This is a genomic window from Zwartia vadi, assembly GCF_030410375.1.
Taxonomy (GTDB): Bacteria; Pseudomonadota; Gammaproteobacteria; order Burkholderiales; family Burkholderiaceae_B; genus Zwartia; species Zwartia vadi.
Genome location: NZ_JAUHHE010000005.1, coordinates 64,806 through 80,338, shown reverse-complemented (window position 1 = coordinate 80,338; position 15,533 = coordinate 64,806). Strand labels below are relative to the sequence as shown.

At 54.9% G+C, this 15,533-nt stretch carries 11 protein-coding genes; 5 read left to right on the top strand and 6 right to left on the bottom strand.

The features are described from left to right. Positions 1–9: 9 nt before the first annotated feature. Positions 10–3,540, bottom strand: a complete 3,531-nt coding sequence (gene smc / locus QWY27_RS05700; protein ID WP_290195590.1) for a chromosome segregation protein SMC — start codon at positions 3,538–3,540, stop codon at positions 10–12. 188 nt (positions 3,541–3,728) lie between these two features. On the opposite strand from smc, the gene lplT reads away from it, so the two are divergent. Then, entirely contained in the window at positions 3,729–5,063 is a 1,335-nt protein-coding gene (gene lplT, locus QWY27_RS05695) for a lysophospholipid transporter LplT (RefSeq protein ID WP_290195588.1), read from the top strand. A gap of 26 nt (positions 5,064–5,089) precedes the next feature. Here lplT and QWY27_RS05690 read toward each other — a convergent pair whose 3' ends face one another. Together QWY27_RS05690 and tsaB are read right to left on the bottom strand one after the other, a co-directional pair. Next, positions 5,090–5,944, bottom strand: a complete 855-nt coding sequence (locus QWY27_RS05690; protein ID WP_290195587.1) for a uracil-DNA glycosylase — start codon at positions 5,942–5,944, stop codon at positions 5,090–5,092. Continuing rightward, positions 5,941–7,173: a tRNA (adenosine(37)-N6)-threonylcarbamoyltransferase complex dimerization subunit type 1 TsaB gene (gene tsaB / locus QWY27_RS05685; protein ID WP_290195585.1), complete on the bottom strand. Its 1,233-nt coding sequence runs from the start codon at positions 7,171–7,173 to the stop codon at positions 5,941–5,943. The genes QWY27_RS05690 and tsaB overlap by 4 nt, the downstream gene beginning before the upstream one ends. Positions 7,174–7,355: 182 nt before the next feature. Between tsaB and ompR the strand changes: the two genes are divergently transcribed. Both ompR and QWY27_RS05675 read left to right on the top strand, forming a co-directional pair. Next, a complete protein-coding gene (ompR, locus tag QWY27_RS05680) occupies positions 7,356–8,090 on the top strand; it encodes an osmolarity response regulator transcription factor OmpR (RefSeq protein ID WP_290195582.1) in 735 nt (244 codons plus the stop codon). Then, positions 8,062–9,513 carry an ATP-binding protein gene (locus tag QWY27_RS05675; RefSeq protein ID WP_290195580.1) on the top strand — a complete coding sequence of 484 codons (1,452 nt, stop codon included), beginning with the start codon at positions 8,062–8,064 and terminating at the stop codon, positions 9,511–9,513. The genes ompR and QWY27_RS05675 overlap by 29 nt, the downstream gene beginning before the upstream one ends. Here QWY27_RS05675 and ispF read toward each other — a convergent pair. Then, positions 9,510–9,998 carry a 2-C-methyl-D-erythritol 2,4-cyclodiphosphate synthase gene (gene ispF / locus QWY27_RS05670; protein WP_290195578.1) on the bottom strand — a complete coding sequence of 163 codons (489 nt, stop codon included), beginning with the start codon at positions 9,996–9,998 and terminating at the stop codon, positions 9,510–9,512. The genes QWY27_RS05675 and ispF overlap by 4 nt on opposite strands. Next, positions 9,995–10,732: a 2-C-methyl-D-erythritol 4-phosphate cytidylyltransferase gene (gene ispD / locus QWY27_RS05665; RefSeq protein ID WP_290195576.1), complete on the bottom strand. Its 738-nt coding sequence runs from the start codon at positions 10,730–10,732 to the stop codon at positions 9,995–9,997. Before ispD ends, ispF begins: the two co-directional genes overlap by 4 nt. A gap of 42 nt (positions 10,733–10,774) precedes the next feature. On the opposite strand from ispD, the gene mfd reads away from it, so the two are divergent. After that, a complete protein-coding gene (mfd, locus tag QWY27_RS05660) occupies positions 10,775–14,227 on the top strand; it encodes a transcription-repair coupling factor (protein WP_290195574.1) in 3,453 nt (1,150 codons plus the stop codon). Positions 14,228–14,309: 82 nt separating this feature from the next. After that, the gene (gene serB / locus QWY27_RS05655) at positions 14,310–15,167 is read left to right on the top strand and encodes a phosphoserine phosphatase SerB (RefSeq protein WP_290195572.1); all 858 of its coding nucleotides are present in this window, start codon (positions 14,310–14,312) and stop codon (positions 15,165–15,167) included. 52 nt (positions 15,168–15,219) lie between these two features. Here serB and QWY27_RS05650 read toward each other — a convergent pair whose 3' ends face one another. Then, positions 15,220–15,531 (bottom strand): DUF2818 family protein, encoded by a 312-nt coding sequence (locus tag QWY27_RS05650; protein WP_290195570.1) that lies wholly within the window; start codon positions 15,529–15,531, stop codon positions 15,220–15,222. Between the last annotated feature and the right edge of the window lie 2 nt (positions 15,532–15,533).

Genomic DNA, 15,533 nt, shown 5'->3' with positions numbered 1-15,533 from the left:
CCTCAAGTGTCACGCAGCTTCGGCAGCAAGCTGCAATGCGGATTCGATATCAACGGCCACAATACGCGACACACCCTGCTCCTGCATGGTCACGCCGACGAGTTGGCGTGCCATTTGCATGGCGATCTTGTTATGGGAAATAAAGAGAAACTGTGTATGGTCTGCCATGTTGCTCACGAGATTTGCATAGCGCTCAGTGTTCGCATCATCAAGCGGCGCGTCCACCTCGTCAAGCAGGCAAAAAGGCGCGGGGTTGAGTTTGAATAGCGCAAACACCAAGGCCGTTGCCGTCAGGGCTTTTTCTCCACCCGACAACAAATGAATGGAGGTATTGCGCTTGCCGGGAGGCTGCGCCATGACCTGCACGCCAGCATCCAAAATCTCATCACCCGTCATGATCAGACGCGCTTCACCGCCCCCGAATAACTTGGGGAACAACTCACCGAAATGTCCATTCACCTCGTTGAATGTCGTCTGCAACAGATCACGCGTCTCGCGATCAATTTTGCGGATGGCATCCTCAAGCGTTTCGATGGCAGTCTGTAAGTCAAGATACTGCGCATCAAGATAGCTCTTGCGCTCACGCGAAGCAGTCAACTCATCCAATGCCGCCAAATTCACCGAGCCTAAACTTTCAATTTTTCTCGTGATGCGTTGCACTTCGGACTGTAACCAGGCCGGACGTTGCCATTCATCCGTTTGTTGCGCCAAAAAGGCCTGCACCTCGGCCCGATCAACCTGGCGCTCATTAAGCTGTTCTGCAAACTGCTCAGTCGCCAGACGAGCGGCCTGCTCCTGCAACTGCAGCTGCATGATGCGTTCACGACGCGGTTCGAGTGAACGCTCGATCGTCATCCGCTCTTCGTCGGCCTCGCGCAGCTGAGCTGCGAGCGTATCCATTTCAATGCGTGCGCGGCCAAGCGTTTCCTCGCGTTCCGCACGCAATTCAAGCGCCTCCTGAAGGCCCGCTTCGGCCGCCGCGGCATCCAGGGTGGAGAGTTCAGACTCAAGAGAGAGCAGCTCTTGTTGCGCGCGTGTTGCCTGCTCCGTTGCGAGTTGCAGATTGCGCTGCAATTCAGCAATCCGGGCGCGTATCCCGCGCTCTGCAAACTCAGCCTCCTGTGCCCCTCGTTCCTGGTCGCGCAAACGATTACGGGCAGTTTCGGCTTCCTCGGACAAGGCCTCTCCCGCGATCTCTGCCTCGGAGTAAAGTTCCTGCTGCGTACCGAGCTCAGCGTCGAGCTCTTCAAAACGTGCTTCAGCCTCAAGTTTGGCTGCTGTCAGTTCTTCTTGCTGCGAGATCACCTCGGCAATATCTTGCTCGAGTCGTCCCGAACGCTCGCGGGTTTGCTCAACTTGTTGTTGCAAGCGCGTGTGTTCGAGTTGTATATCATGCAGCCGACGCGTGATTTCAGCGACACGCTGACGTGCAGGTGGCAAAGCCTGCGATACCTGCTGCCAGGCTGACTCGGCCTGCGCCACAGCTGAACGGGAATGATCCGCGATCAGTTGGTGCGCCTTGATTTCGCGCTGGAGATTTTCAATTTCCTGCTGACGCGCAAGCAAGCCCGCTTGTTCGGAGTCCGGTGCGTAAAAACGCACACTGTTCGCATCAACCAAGTGTCCGCCTTGCACCACAAGCATGGCACCAGCAGGTAATGTGGTGCGTGTGGCAAGCGCTTCGGTGACGTCTTTGGCAATATACACATTGCCTAACCAGCCTTGCAGCAATGTACGCAACTCAGGATCGGTAATGCGCAGCACAGAAGTCAAGGGATTGAACCCGGCAGGCGCTGAGGCAACTGGCGCCGCGGGTGGCAATTGATAGAAAGCCAACCGCGCAGGTGGCGCATCGCTCGCGAACGCGCGTGCCCAATCGAGATTTCGAACTTCCAGACCTGTCATGCGCTCATTGAGCACGGCCTCAAGCGCAGTTTCCCAGCCAGGTTCAACTTGTATTTTTTGCCACAAACGCTTCAATGCGCTGAGCTCATGTTTGGCCAACCAGGGCTCAAGACTGCCTTTTTTCTGAACGTCCTCTTGTAATCTAACCAGCGCCGTCAGTCGAGCATCCAGGCGTGCCAGGCTTTCAGCCTCGGCCTGCGCCTGCTGTTGCGCCTGGGCACGACGCGCGTCAGCCTCGGGCAGCTTGTCCTCGAGCTCGGCAAGCGCACCTTGCGCTTCTTCAAGAGACTCTTCAGCGACAAGTTTGTCGCCTGTCAAACGCTCCAATGCATCCACATCAGGGGTCTCCACGCCTCGCAACTCTTGCTGGAGTCGCTCGCGTCGCATTTCAAGCGTTTGTAACTGACGATCCGAATCGCGCTGAGTCTGAGCAACCAGGGCGAGACTCTGTTCCAAGCGCGCAAGCGTGGCGCGCATTTCCTCTCGTTGCGCAGCTGCCTGCCTGACACGCGCCTCGATATCGGGTAACCCCTCTTGCGCCGCCTGTGCCAGCTCGCGCGCTTGTTCAGCACGTGCGGCACTCGTCATCAGCTCGTCTTCGCCTTCCTGTATTTGCAGGACGCAATGCTCTTTTTGCGCGTCCCACTCCGTCATCTGGACTTGCAATTGGGCACGACGGGTTTGAACGCGATTGCGCGACTCCACCACGTGACGAATTTCAGCTTCGAGGCTGCTGACCTTGGCATTTGATTCGTATAAAAGACCCTGGGCGGCATGGACTGCATCACCTGCCGCATAGTGGGCTTGGCGACGCGCTTCGAGCGCGGCTTCGCTTGCCCGCAAACCCGCCATTGAAGCCTCGAGCTCTGTTTGCGCCCGATCGATTTCTTGTTGGGTACGCGCGCGCTCTTCGTGCGCGGCGGCTTCCTTGAGGAACCATAATGCGTTTTGCTTACTCTCACCCTCGGCCTGCAGCGCACGATACTCGCGCGCCACCTCTGCCTGGGACTCCAGTTTCTCAAGCTGCGCAGTGAGTTCACGCAAAATATCATCCACACGGACAAGATTTTCACGTGTGTCAGACAGTCTGTTTTCAGTTTCGCGCCGACGCTCTTTATAGCGAGACACACCCGCGGCCTCTTCGAGGTAGACGCGCAGCTCTTCTGGCTTGGCTTCGATCAAACGGTTGATCATGCCCTGGCCGATGATCGCGTATCCACGCGCACCAAGACCCGTTCCTAAAAAGATGTCGTTGACATCGCGCCGGCGAACTTGCTGGTTATTGATGAAATAGCTGCTGGTCCCGTCACGTGTCAGGACTCGACGCACAGCGATTTCGGAGTATGACGCCCATTGCCCGACTGCCCGACCGTCACTGTTGTCGAACACCAACTCCACCGATGCGCGGGCAGAAGGCTTGCGCTGTCCCGAACCACTGAAAATGACGTCCTGCATCGACTCGCCGCGCAGTTCGGAGGCACGACTTTCGCCCATCACCCATCGAACAGCATCGATAATATTGGACTTACCGCAGCCATTGGGGCCCACGACGCCCACGAGCTGGCTGGGAGTCGGAATCACGGTTGGATCGACAAAGGACTTAAATCCCGCAAGTTTGATCTGGGTTAGACGCACAATATAGGCACAATCTCATATGGAATCCTTAAGATCATAACGCAGCCTGAGCGAAAATAAGACGTTGATCGCCACCGCTCTGATGTGATCGGACTGTGGAAAAGGGGCAAAACCGCGGGGAATCCCTCATTCTTTTATTATGCGGAATGCCGCATTGTTGCGAGCGTTCATTTTTTCGGGAAACCATCTTGAATCGAGGCTTTTTTACCGTCATGGCTGCGCAGGCGCTGTCCTCGCTGGCGGATAATGCATTGTTTATCGCTGCAATCGCCCTGATCCAGGAGCTTCACGGTCCTGACTGGATGGCGCCGATGATGAAATGGTGGTTTGCAGCCTCTTACGTGCTGCTGGCAGCCTTTGTTGGCGCGATGGCCGACTCGTTCCCCAAAGGGCGCGTCATGTTTCTGACCAATGCCATCAAGGTCAGCGGCTGTTTATTGATGTTTTCCTATGCAATGTTCGGTCTGGCCCAGGATGGTCAGGTCGTGCTGGTCTGTGCGGCCTATGCGTTGGTTGGCATCGGGGCGGCCGCCTACTCTCCGGCCAAATACGGCATCGTCACCGAAATGCTCCATCCTCTCCAGCTCGTTAAAGGCAACAGCTGGATCGAGGGCCTGACGATTTTATCGATCATCCTGGGGACCGTGCTGGGTGGAGTACTCGTCTCACCCACGGTGTCCGCTTGGCTGCTGAGCCACGCGTGGATCAGTAGTATTGTTGACACGCCGGCTGAAGCAGCCATTCTGATGATTGCCTTTGTCTATATTGCGGCGGCGACGTGCAACCTTCTGATCCCGAATACAAACGTCGTCTATCCCAAACAAAACAAAAATCCGCTCAAACTCGTTAAAACCTTTGCCGGTTATGTACGTATTCTCTGGAACGACAAACTCGGACAAATCTCCCTTGGTGTGACCACACTCTTCTGGGGGGCTGGCGCAACGCTGCAACTCATCGTGATTGAGTGGGGTAAAAACAACCTTGGTTATCGTCTGGATCAAGCGTCCATCTTAATGGGCATCACCGCGCTCGGGACCATTGCCGGTTCGATTCTGGCGGGACGGGTACAACTACCCAAGGCCCTGAAAGTCCTGCCGCTTGGCGTGGCCATGGGCTTTATTGTCATGCTCATGCCGTTTGTCACCAGCGAAATGAGCATCAATGTGCTGGGCACACCGATCCCCTGGGTGGCCTATCTGCTGCTGATGCTCATCGGCCTGACCTCAGGCTTGTTTGTGGTGCCAATGAATGCGCTCCTGCAACACCGGGGTCATGTTCTCTTGTCGGCCGGTCACTCCATCGCTGTCCAGAACTTTAACGAGCAACTCAATATCCTGGTGATGGTGGCCGTCTACACACTCTTGCTGTGGCTAAACCTTTCCATCAACATCATCATCTGGATTTTCGGTGGGCTTGTCGCATTCATCATGATCATCATGATTCGCTGGAACCTGAGCAACCTGCGCAAGCAACCCAAACTTCTCGATGAAATCGGCCAGGAAGGCCATGGCAAAGCCTTGTAATGCCCTGTAATCCTTTTTAAAGCCAGTCAGAGACCGGAAACGGTCCTGACTAGCTGCAGATCCTGCCACGCTGCAGCCTTCAATGCCGGATGATTCAGCAGCTGAATGGGATGATTGGTCGCGATCAGCGGGATTTTTTGTCCCGCGACTGTCAGCGTATGGGTGACTTGGCGCAGGGTATCGAGCCGCCCATCCGTAGCAAGGAGCGACTGTGCGGCCCGACCGACCGCCAAAATACTAAATGGCCGGACGAGTTCAATTTGACGCATTAGATAGGGTTTGCACGCTGCAAGTTCTTCTGGCTTGGGATTACGGTTGCCGGGCGGACGACATTTAACAATATTACTCACATACACATTGTGCGTGCGGCTACTTTGGATGGACGCAAGCATGTTGTCCAGCATCAGTCCGGGCCGACCTAAAAACGGCTTGCCCTCACGATCATCCAGATCGCTCGGCGCTTCTCCAATCACCATGATGGCCGGTTGCATGACCCCCTCTCCAGGAACTATCTGCTGACGCTCCTTGCAAAGACCGCAAGCCCTGCATGCCCCGATCGTCATAGCAAGACTCTCTAAGTCTGCCGCCGCTTTCGCAACAGCGTTGGTATCGGTCGGGACGTCTGATTCGGAGTTGACGACCTTTGCAGTGGGAGCGGAAGAGGGAGGTAAAGATGGAACTGAAGAGGGTACTGTGGCGAGAACAGAAGTGGTAACAGAATTGGGAGCCGAGGAAGGTTTGGAGGCAACAACCGGAGGCGTGAGCGGTTTCTTAGGCAAGGCGGTCTCGCCGGGCAACCACGGCTTTTCAATACCGAGCTCTTGCAACCAAGCCAGTTGCAGAGCCGAATATCCAAGCGGTTGTGGCTTCGAAACGGTCATAAGCGATCAAAACCTTTTTTCAGGATGAGGGCGTCTTCACGTTGCCCCCTTGCAGCGGGATAGTAATCCCGTCTGATGCCAATCTGTACAAATCCCTCGGCCAGGTAAAAGGCCAGAGCCGAATGATTGGATGGTCGCACCTCAAGGACAATCCCTTCAGTGCCGGCGCCTTGCGCCATTTGGGTGACATGCGCGAGCATTTGTCTGCCATAGCCTCGACGCTGCGCGTCCCGAGCCACAGCAATGACCAGCAGATGTGCGACGTCCGGCGCGATCATCGTGACCGAAAATCCAACAAGACCCTCTGCTGTGCGCAACACCCAGGATTCATAACCCGCCTCGAGCGCGTCTTCAAAGTTTTTTAATGTCCATGGAAATGACTGTACCGCAGCTTCGAGCGCGACCACCTCAACCAAATCCGACCTCAACATAGGCAGCAAGGCGGCTGCACCGGGTGATTGCGCACGAGGATTGCCCCCATCGCCGCGTGCGCGCTCCCGCGTGGTGAAGGCCACCTTGTCGCGCAGATAGAGGGGTGCGGCGTGTTCCGGCAAGAGCATCTGGCCCACCCGATAGGCCTGCAAGGCCAATGCAGCCACCTCCTTCGCTTGCGGTCGAGCCTGCAAATCATCACTGACCCACGAGGCAGGCCAAGCGACTTGGGTCTGTTGTGCCACAACCGTCCAGCCCTCACCTACGATGGTCACCAGATGGTGTCCCGGATGGCGCGCACGCCAAAACTGCTGGCGTTGTTCAATGAATAACAGAACATCTTTTGCCGCCAGCAGCACCGGGGGCTGGAGCACGACAAGCTCGGACGACGACGAGTACGCATACACGCCAAAATACACCTCGTCCATGCGCGCATCGAGCGCGACGTACAAAAGTGCCCGAGGGTATCGCTGCGCTGCTTGGCTGGCCACAGCAGGTAAGGCACCCACCTGAATGACAGGGATATCCAGTGCAAGCGCGATACCCTGGGCCACACCGCAAGCCACGCGCACACCCGTGAACGCCCCGGGACCTTGTCCAAAAGCCACTGCGGTCAAGTCCTGACGCGTGACCCCCTGCTCGGTTAAAATAGAGTACGCCAAGGGGAGTATCGCGGAGGCATGGCCAGTCGTTCCTTCGATGACGCGCTGCGTCACAGTGATCGTAGATCCACTCTCCGAAAGGAGTGCGACGGTCCCCGTCGATGTTGAGGTTTCAAATGCCAAAATTTTCGTCATATCAGGATTGTAATGAACCTCTGATCGAAGCGAGTCTGCGCACCCAAACCGCCAGCTTAAAAATCTTGGCTGAGCCTTTCGACTGAAACACTTTATTACATGCTGTTAAGCATGTGTCAGAGTTTGTAAAACCTTGTGAGATTCACGCGATCTCGGAATCGACCACGGTTACATTTTTGCTTATGAACACTCTAAATACCCAATGCCCGCGAAAAATTCTCGTCGTGGATGATGACCTCAGACTGAGGGATTTGCTGCGCAGGTACCTCACCGAGCAAGATTTCATGGTTCTCACGGCAGAGGATGCGCGAGAAATGAACAAAATCTGGCAACGTGAGCATATCGACTTGCTGGTGCTTGATTTAATGTTACCCGGCGAGGATGGCTTATCCGTTTGCCGTCGCCTGCGCGCGACCCATGACAAAACACCAATTATCATGCTGACCGCCAAGGCCGAGGAAATCGACCGAATAATCGGTCTTGAGATGGGCGCGGACGACTATCTGTCCAAACCCTTTAATCCGCGCGAACTCCTTGCACGGATCAACGCTGTACTCAGGCGCCGTCATGCCGACGAACACCCTGGTGCGCCGGGCCAGGAAAACGAGTCGATTAGTTTCGGGCCATACACCCTCAATTTATCCACACGTTGCCTGACGCGCCATCAAGAAATCGTTCCCATCACGACCGGTGAGTTTTCCGTTTTAAAAGTCTTTGCGCGCCACCCCAAAATCCCTCTTTCCCGCGACAAACTCATGGAGCTTGCCCGCGGTCGTGAATACGAAGCCTTCGATCGCAGTCTGGACGTTCAAATTTCCCGTCTGCGCAAACTGATCGAAGTCAATCCAACCAAACCTGCCTTTATCCAGACTGTCTGGGGAATGGGCTATGTCTTTGTTCCGGATGGCCGCAATTAGCGTGCTCACGTTGCAACTCAAGCAACTCACGCTTCAGGCACGGCTATGGCGCGCAGGGATCCAGCGCAGATGGGTCTGGCTCTTGGATGTGCTGTCCCGCGTCGATCTTTTTACCCGTAGTTTTTTGCTTCTTTCCGCACTCATGCTTGCCAGTCTGGGTGCTTGGATTCTGATATTTTTAAGTCTGGAAATGGGACCGCGGGCAGCGCAAATGAGCCAGCGGATTGCAACCTCGATTAACCTGACGCAAGCGACACTGACCTATGCGCCGAGTAATGAACGGCAATCACTGTTGCATACACTTTCTCTGCGCGAGGGGCTTGATGTTTACACCAGGAGCGGCTTGGATGCGACTGAACCATTACCAAGTGGCAGGTACTGGCAGCGGGTGGCCAAACTCGTGCGCGCTCAACTCGGCGAAGAAACCATCATCGCCTGGTCCGTCAACGAGGTACCCGGTTTCTGGGTCAGTTTCAGGCTGGATCATGAAAAATACTGGCTCTCCTTCGATCGCCATGAGATTCGCCTGACTAGCAGTATTGAATGGCTCAGCTGGGGTGCTGCGGCGCTCCTACTCTCACTCATCGGCGCTGCGATTGGCGTGTCCTATATCAATCGTCCACTCGCCAGTCTGGCGCGCTCAGCGCAACTTTTATCGAAAGGCGCCTCGCCCCCCTCACTCCCCGAGACAGGCGCACGCGAGTTGCGCGCACTGAATTGCAGCTTTAACAGGATGGCCCGAGAACTTCACCAAGCCAACGCAGACCGGACCTTGATGCTGGCAGGTATTTCTCACGATTTGCGCACACCACTAACGCGCATGCGACTGGAAATCGAACTCAGCACCATGTCAGAGGAGGCAAGGCTTGCGATTGATCAGGATCTTGCCCAGATCGATCATTCGCTGTCACAACTGATGGATTATGCGCGACCCGCAAGCATCGAACCCCCTCGTCCACTCAACGTTTCAAAACTTGTTACTGAAATTACCGAGCGGGAGCGATGCCTGACCAAGCATGCGGGGGGCACGCTTTCAACCTCAATTGCCTCAGATATCTATGCGCAAGTATCCGCGACGGATTTACGGCGCATCCTGACTAATCTGATCGAAAACGCGAGACGTTACGGTCTGACACCCGGCCGCGCACCTGCACTGGATGTGAGCCTGGAGGGCAATAGTCACTCCTTCAAAATCAAGATCTCCGATCGAGGACCCGGCATCCCTGCTCATGATATCGATCGCGTGCGCAAACCTTTCTGGCGCGGCAATCAAGCACGCACAGGCGCCTCGGGCACAGGGCTTGGTCTGGCAATCGTCGATCGTTTGCTACAACAGATGGATGGCTCGCTAAGCTTTCACTCGCGTGCTGGCGGGGGTCTGATTGCGCAGGTGGAAGTCTTTACCAGACAGATCGACGGTTAACACTTCCGTAACAACACCACGGCATTTGCTGCGATACCTTCCTTGCGACCCAGATGTCCCAGACCCTCATTGGTTTTGGCCTTGATATTGACATCGCAGATTGAGACGCCCAGATCACTTGCGATGTGCGCAACCATCGCTGGCGCATGTGGCCCGATTTTGGGAGCCTGAGCGTGAATCGTGGCATCAAGATTAACAAGTGTCCAACCAGCCTCCTGCACGCGTCGATAGGCCTCACGTAGCAAAACCCTGCTGTCTGCTCCCTTAAACCTCGGATCGGTATCAGGAAAAAGGCGTCCGATATCCCCAAGCCCCGCCGCACCGAGCAAAGCATCGGTAATGGCGTGTAGCAAAGCATCAGCATCTGAATGGCCTTGCAAACCGTGCGTGTGGGCAATAGTCACCCCACCCAGAATCAGAGGCCTGCCTTCGACCAGCGCATGGACATCAAAGCCTTGCCCGATACGAATGGAAAAATCATTCATAACCACGACTCCACCCATTTAAAATCTTCAGGCCAAGTAATTTTGGTGTTTCTGCCAGAGCCCGGTACCAGTATCGGGGAATAACCCATTGCCTCCATTGCCTGCGCCTCATCGGTGGGAGCATCGGAAGCGGCCATCGCCCGTGTTAACGCCTCTAACAACAAACCGGCACGAAACATTTGTGGCGTCTGCGCCTGCCACAGTCCCTCGCGGGAGACGGTGCGCGCCACCCGATCGGCTTTGGCATTGGCATCATTACCTGCAGCAGACATCTTGAGGGTATCGGCAACGGGCATGGCCAACAGCCCCCCCACTCCGTCCTCCAGACAGGCATCAATCAAGCGCGAAAGGGCATCAGCCGGCAGGCCAGGACGCGCGGCATCATGCACCAAGACCCAGTCCTCAGCCTTGAGTTGAGCCTCGCGCAGCGCGTTTAAAACAGTTTGCCCACGCGTCGCGCCGCCACAAGGAAAGCAAGACGTCCGGGGCATATCGGACAACAACCCGGCCGCCTGGTCATCATGAGGCGCAACCGCAACGCGCACCTCTTGAATGCGCGGATCGGCGAGCAACGCGCGAACGGAATGCCTAAGCATCGCTTGCCCTGCCAGCAAGCGATATTGCTTGGGTATCTGGGCCTGCCCTGCACTGAGTGCGCGCGCACCAATCCCTGCGGCTGGCACAAGCGCAACAATACGAAAAGAAACATCAAAGAGGGGCTTAGCGTGCGTCATATGCGCTTGATTTTATAATCAATGGTTTAGTCGGTGTGATTCATGTCTTTTTCAACCCTTCTCGCCTCGCTCAAGCCCGGTCTGCGTTTTGTCCAACCCACTCCGGCGGGCTCCGGAGATGCATGGCTGCTGACCGAACTTGCCCATGCGAGTGGCAAGACTCTTGTGATTCTGACAGCAGAGCCCCTCGAAGCGCAGCGATTAGCCGAAGAAATTCCGATATTTGCCCCGACTCTTAGGGTCCGCCCCCTACCGGACTGGGAAACGCTGCCTTACGATAGCTTTTCTCCCCATCAAGATCTGATTTCAGAGCGCTTACGCACCCTTCACGCCTTGATGCTAGGCGAGGTCGATGTGCTGACTGTGCCCATCACCACGACCTTGTATCGCCTGGCCCCACCCAGCTTTTTGGCAGCCTATACCTTTTCTTTCAAACAAAAGGACAAGCTAGACGAACAAGCGCTACGCACTCAGTTGACACTGGCCAACTATTCACATGTTTCACAGGTCACCGCACCCGGTGAATTTTGCGTCCGGGGAAGCTTGATTGATTTATTTCCCATGGGCTCGGTCGTACCATACCGCATCGACCTGTTCGATGACGAGATTGAGTCCATCCGCGCCTTTGATATCGATACTCAACGCAGCCTCTACCCCGTCGGTCAGGTGCAACTCCTGCCCGGACGTGAGTTTCCGATGGACGAAGCGGCTCGCAACCATTTCCGTGCCAGCTTCAGAGAAGTTTTCGAAGGCGATCCGTCGCGTGCACTGCCTTACAAAGATATGGGTAATGGCATCCCTTTTGCTGGTGTTGAGTACTACCTGCCTCTCTTTTTTGAGACAACCGCGACACTTTTTGATTATTTAAAAAGTGAAACCATCATTGTCACCCTTGGCGATATTGATGATGCCATGCGGCGCTTTACCCAGGACACCGCCACCCGCTACAACTTTTTGAAAAGCGACCGTGAACGTCCCGTACTGCCTCCCGATGCCCTCTTTCTACAAAACGAGGCATTGTTCGAGCATCTCAAAGCTTTCCCAAGACTCGCGCTCACATCGGAGAGCAAGCATCCGGATTTTGTCGCCGCGCCCGATATCGGAATTTCGCGACGTGCCGAAGATCCGCTCGCAAAACTGCGCGATTTACTCGCGCCATCGACGGGTGCGGGCAATCATCCAAGCATTCACCCAAAAAAAATCGTGCTGTGCGCAGACTCTCATGGCCGACGTGAAACCATTGTTCAAATGCTGGCAGAGCATGGCCTGGCGCCCGATGCGCAAACGGAATCCGTCGCGCTCTTTCTTGAAAGTGACGCCCATTTTGGTATCACCGTAGCGCCGCTGACGACAGGTTTCGGTATTCCTGCCAAAGGTCTGCTGTTTCTAACGGAAAACGATCTATACCCCGGTCATGGCGGCACGGCACGGCGCGGCAAACGAGACCAGGAACGTGCCAGTAACGTCGAAGCCATGGTGCGTGACCTGTCCGAACTGCGTGAAGGCGATCCAGTCGTCCACGCCCAGCACGGTATTGGTCGCTATCACGGCCTGGTCAATCTGGACATGGGTGAAGGCGAGATGGAGTTTCTCTATCTCGAGTACGCCAACAAAACCACGCTCTACGTACCCGTCTCTCAACTCCATGTCATTGCCCGCTACAGCGGCACGGACGCTGAGTCCGCACCCTTGCATTTACTTGGCTCCGGTCAGTGGGACAAGGCGCGACGCAAAGCCGCACAACAAGTTCGCGACACGGCCGCCGAGTTACTCGACCTGTACGCCAAGCGGGCCGCGCGACAGGGCTATGCGTTCAAATTACCACTAGCCGATTACGATCTGTTTGCCGAAGGTTTTGGCTTTGATGAAACAGCCGACCAGGCTGCTGCCATCAAATGCGTAATCGAGGATATGACCTCAGGCCGCCCAATGGATCGTCTGGTGTGTGGCGATGTGGGTTTCGGTAAAACCGAAGTAGCCTTGCGCGCGGCGTTTCTCGCAATCGCCAACGGTAAACAAGTTGCCCTGCTCTGTCCGACAACGCTATTGGCTGAACAGCATGCGCAGACTTTCGCCGATCGCTTTGCCGACTGGCCAGTGAAAGTTGTCGAGTTATCGCGGTTTCGCTCTGCCAAAGAAGTCAAAAGCGCGATCGAAGGCATCACCAACGGCACAGTGGACATTGTCATTGGCACGCACAAAATCCTCTCCAAAGACGTGCAGTTCAAACGACTGGGTTTAGTGATCATTGACGAAGAGCACCGATTTGGTGTCCGCCAAAAAGAAGCACTGAAATCCTTGCGCGCCGAGGTCGATGTACTAACGCTCACCGCCACCCCCATCCCGCGAACGCTGGGGATGTCTCTCGAGGGGATTCGTGATTTTTCCGTCATCGCCACTGCGCCTCAAAAACGTCTGGCAATCAAAACATTTGTCCGCCGCGAAGACAACAGCACGATGCGCGAAGCCTTGCTGCGCGAACTCAAACGGGGTGGACAGGCCTACTTTCTGCATAACGAGGTCGAAACTATTCACAATCGCCGCGCCCGGCTCGAAGAGCTCGTGCCGGAGGCCCGCATCGCGGTCGCACATGGCCAGATGGGTGAGCGAGACCTTGAGCAAGTGATGAAAGGCTTTTATCAAAAGCGCTTCAACGTCTTGCTCTGTACGACAATTATTGAAACAGGCATCGATGTACCGAGCGCCAACACCATTATCATTCATCGCGCCGATCGGTTTGGACTGGCTCAGCTGCATCAGTTGCGAGGCCGTGTCGGTCGCTCGCACCACCAGGCTTACGCCTATCTTATGACACCCGGTGAGGACGCGATCACCAAGAACGCTAAAAAGCGTCTAGAAGCGATTCAGGCGATGGAAGAGCTTGGCTCGGGTTTCTTTCTGGCGATGCACGATCTTGAAATTCGAGGCACTGGCGAAGTACTCGGTGAGTCTCAATCCGGAAATATCCAGGAAATCGGTTTTTCCATGTACAACGACATGCTGAACGAAGCTGTACGAGCCTTGAAAGCAGGCGTTGAGCCGGATTTGGATGCGCCCTTTAACGCAGGCTGCGAGGTCAACCTGCATGCCCCTGCTCTACTACCTGCAGACTATTGCGGTGATGTGCATGCGCGCCTTTCCATTTACAAACGTCTCTCCAACACGACGAATGAGGATGACCTCATCGCGATTCAAGAGGAGCTGATCGATCGCTTTGGCAAGCTGCCGGAACCCACGCGCACACTGATTGCCACGCATAAACTGCGTTTACTCGGACTTCCGCTTGGTTTACAAAAGATCGATGCCAGCGAAACTCAAATCGTTTTACAGTTCAAACAACATGCGCCAGTCGATCCACTCAAGCTGATCGAACTTGTCCAGAAACAGCGTCACATCCGTTTTTCAGGTCAAGATAAGCTTCGTGTCGAAATCAAAGCCTCAGATGTCCCTGCACGTTTTGATGCAACACGTTCCGTGATAAGGGCGTTACATTAAACAAAGCATTTCACTCAACCCTTCGTCATTATTACTTTTACCTACTCTGATTACTCAGCTCCTTTCACCCATGACCGCCTCCATGCGCACAGAAAATCTTGTCATTCAGTCCCCTGCCCTCTCGGGTGATTTGATCGAACACGCGGCCGCCATTGCGGAAGCCTCTGGCGTACAGCGCCTGGGCACAACCGCCGCACGAATCTTGGGTGTCAGCACAGATTCGAGTATTCATGAGGAAATCAGGCTCTGGGGTGAACGCGTGAACGTTGACACCGCCTACGTTTTGGCTGGCGCGCGCCTGACTGATTGCAAGATCTTGGCGATGGATATGGACTCCACACTCATCAACATAGAGTGCATTGATGAAATCGCCGCCTTTGGGGGCGTCAAGCAACAAGTTGCGAGCATTACCGAGGCTGCCATGCGCGGTGAGATCAAGGACTTTTCTGAAAGTTTGATTCGTCGCGTGGCGTTTTTAAAAGGCTTGTCGACCGATGTGCTTCAGGCTGTTTTTGATCAGAAACTCCGTTTGAACCCAGGAGCAGAACAGCTCGTGAAAACCGCTCAGCAAGCGGGACTCAAGGTTTTGCTTGTCTCCGGCGGATTTACATTTTTTACGGAAAAACTCAAAGCACTGTTAAATCTCGATGCTGCACATGCTAATGTTTTAGAGGTAACGGATGGCGTTTTAACTGGCACAGTTCGAGGCAAAATCCTCGACGCTCAAGGCAAAGCGGACACCTTGCGTGCGTTGGCCCAGGAGCTTGACGCCCGTCCGGATCAAATCATTGCGATTGGCGATGGTGCGAACGATCTAAAAATGCTTGGACTTGCAGGCTATTCCGTTGCGTATCGAGCAAAACCGGTTGTGAGAGCGCAAGCGCGCTATGCTCTCAACGTTGCAGGGCTGGATGGCGTACTGAACTGGTTTGAAAATTAAGTGTTTTGAATGAAGTGCGCCGAATGTTTTGCGCTTGTGTAATTGCGCTTGTCTAATTTCGCTTAAGCAAATATCGCACGACAAAGCCTGGAAACGCTAGCACCACAAACAAACTGAGCGCGGTGACATAAAACTCCCACTTTTGAGTGAAAACGTTACCGATCATTCGCTCAAAAAACAACCCAATCAAACCAATCACCCCGTACCAGACAAGAAACTCCAGTACTCTGACCCAAAAGGGCTTAATACCGTTGGCGAAACGCGGCACGCTCAAGACTGCGAACAATCTTTCGTTAACAAAAGGAAGGTTCGCCGCCACACAAGCCAAAACGATCAACAACCAGACTGCGGCACTTTGATCCATCA

Bases quoted from the DNA above. Each gene is read 5' to 3' on its own strand.
- QWY27_RS05690 (WP_290195587.1), bottom strand. From the start codon at position 5,944: ATGACCGTTTCGAAGCCACAACCGCTTGGATATTCGGCTCTGCAACTG.
- tsaB (WP_290195585.1), bottom strand. From the start codon at position 7,173: ATGACGAAAATTTTGGCATTTGAAACCTCAACATCGACGGGGACCGTC.
- ompR (WP_290195582.1), top strand. From the start codon at position 7,356: ATGAACACTCTAAATACCCAATGCCCGCGAAAAATTCTCGTCGTGGAT.
- QWY27_RS05675 (WP_290195580.1), top strand. From the start codon at position 8,062: ATGTCTTTGTTCCGGATGGCCGCAATTAGCGTGCTCACGTTGCAACTC.
- ispF (WP_290195578.1), bottom strand. From the start codon at position 9,998: ATGAATGATTTTTCCATTCGTATCGGGCAAGGCTTTGATGTCCATGCG.
- ispD (WP_290195576.1), bottom strand. From the start codon at position 10,732: ATGACGCACGCTAAGCCCCTCTTTGATGTTTCTTTTCGTATTGTTGCG.
- mfd (WP_290195574.1), top strand. From the start codon at position 10,775: ATGTCTTTTTCAACCCTTCTCGCCTCGCTCAAGCCCGGTCTGCGTTTT.
- serB (WP_290195572.1), top strand. From the start codon at position 14,310: ATGCGCACAGAAAATCTTGTCATTCAGTCCCCTGCCCTCTCGGGTGAT.
- QWY27_RS05650 (WP_290195570.1), bottom strand. From the start codon at position 15,531: ATGGATCAAAGTGCCGCAGTCTGGTTGTTGATCGTTTTGGCTTGTGTG.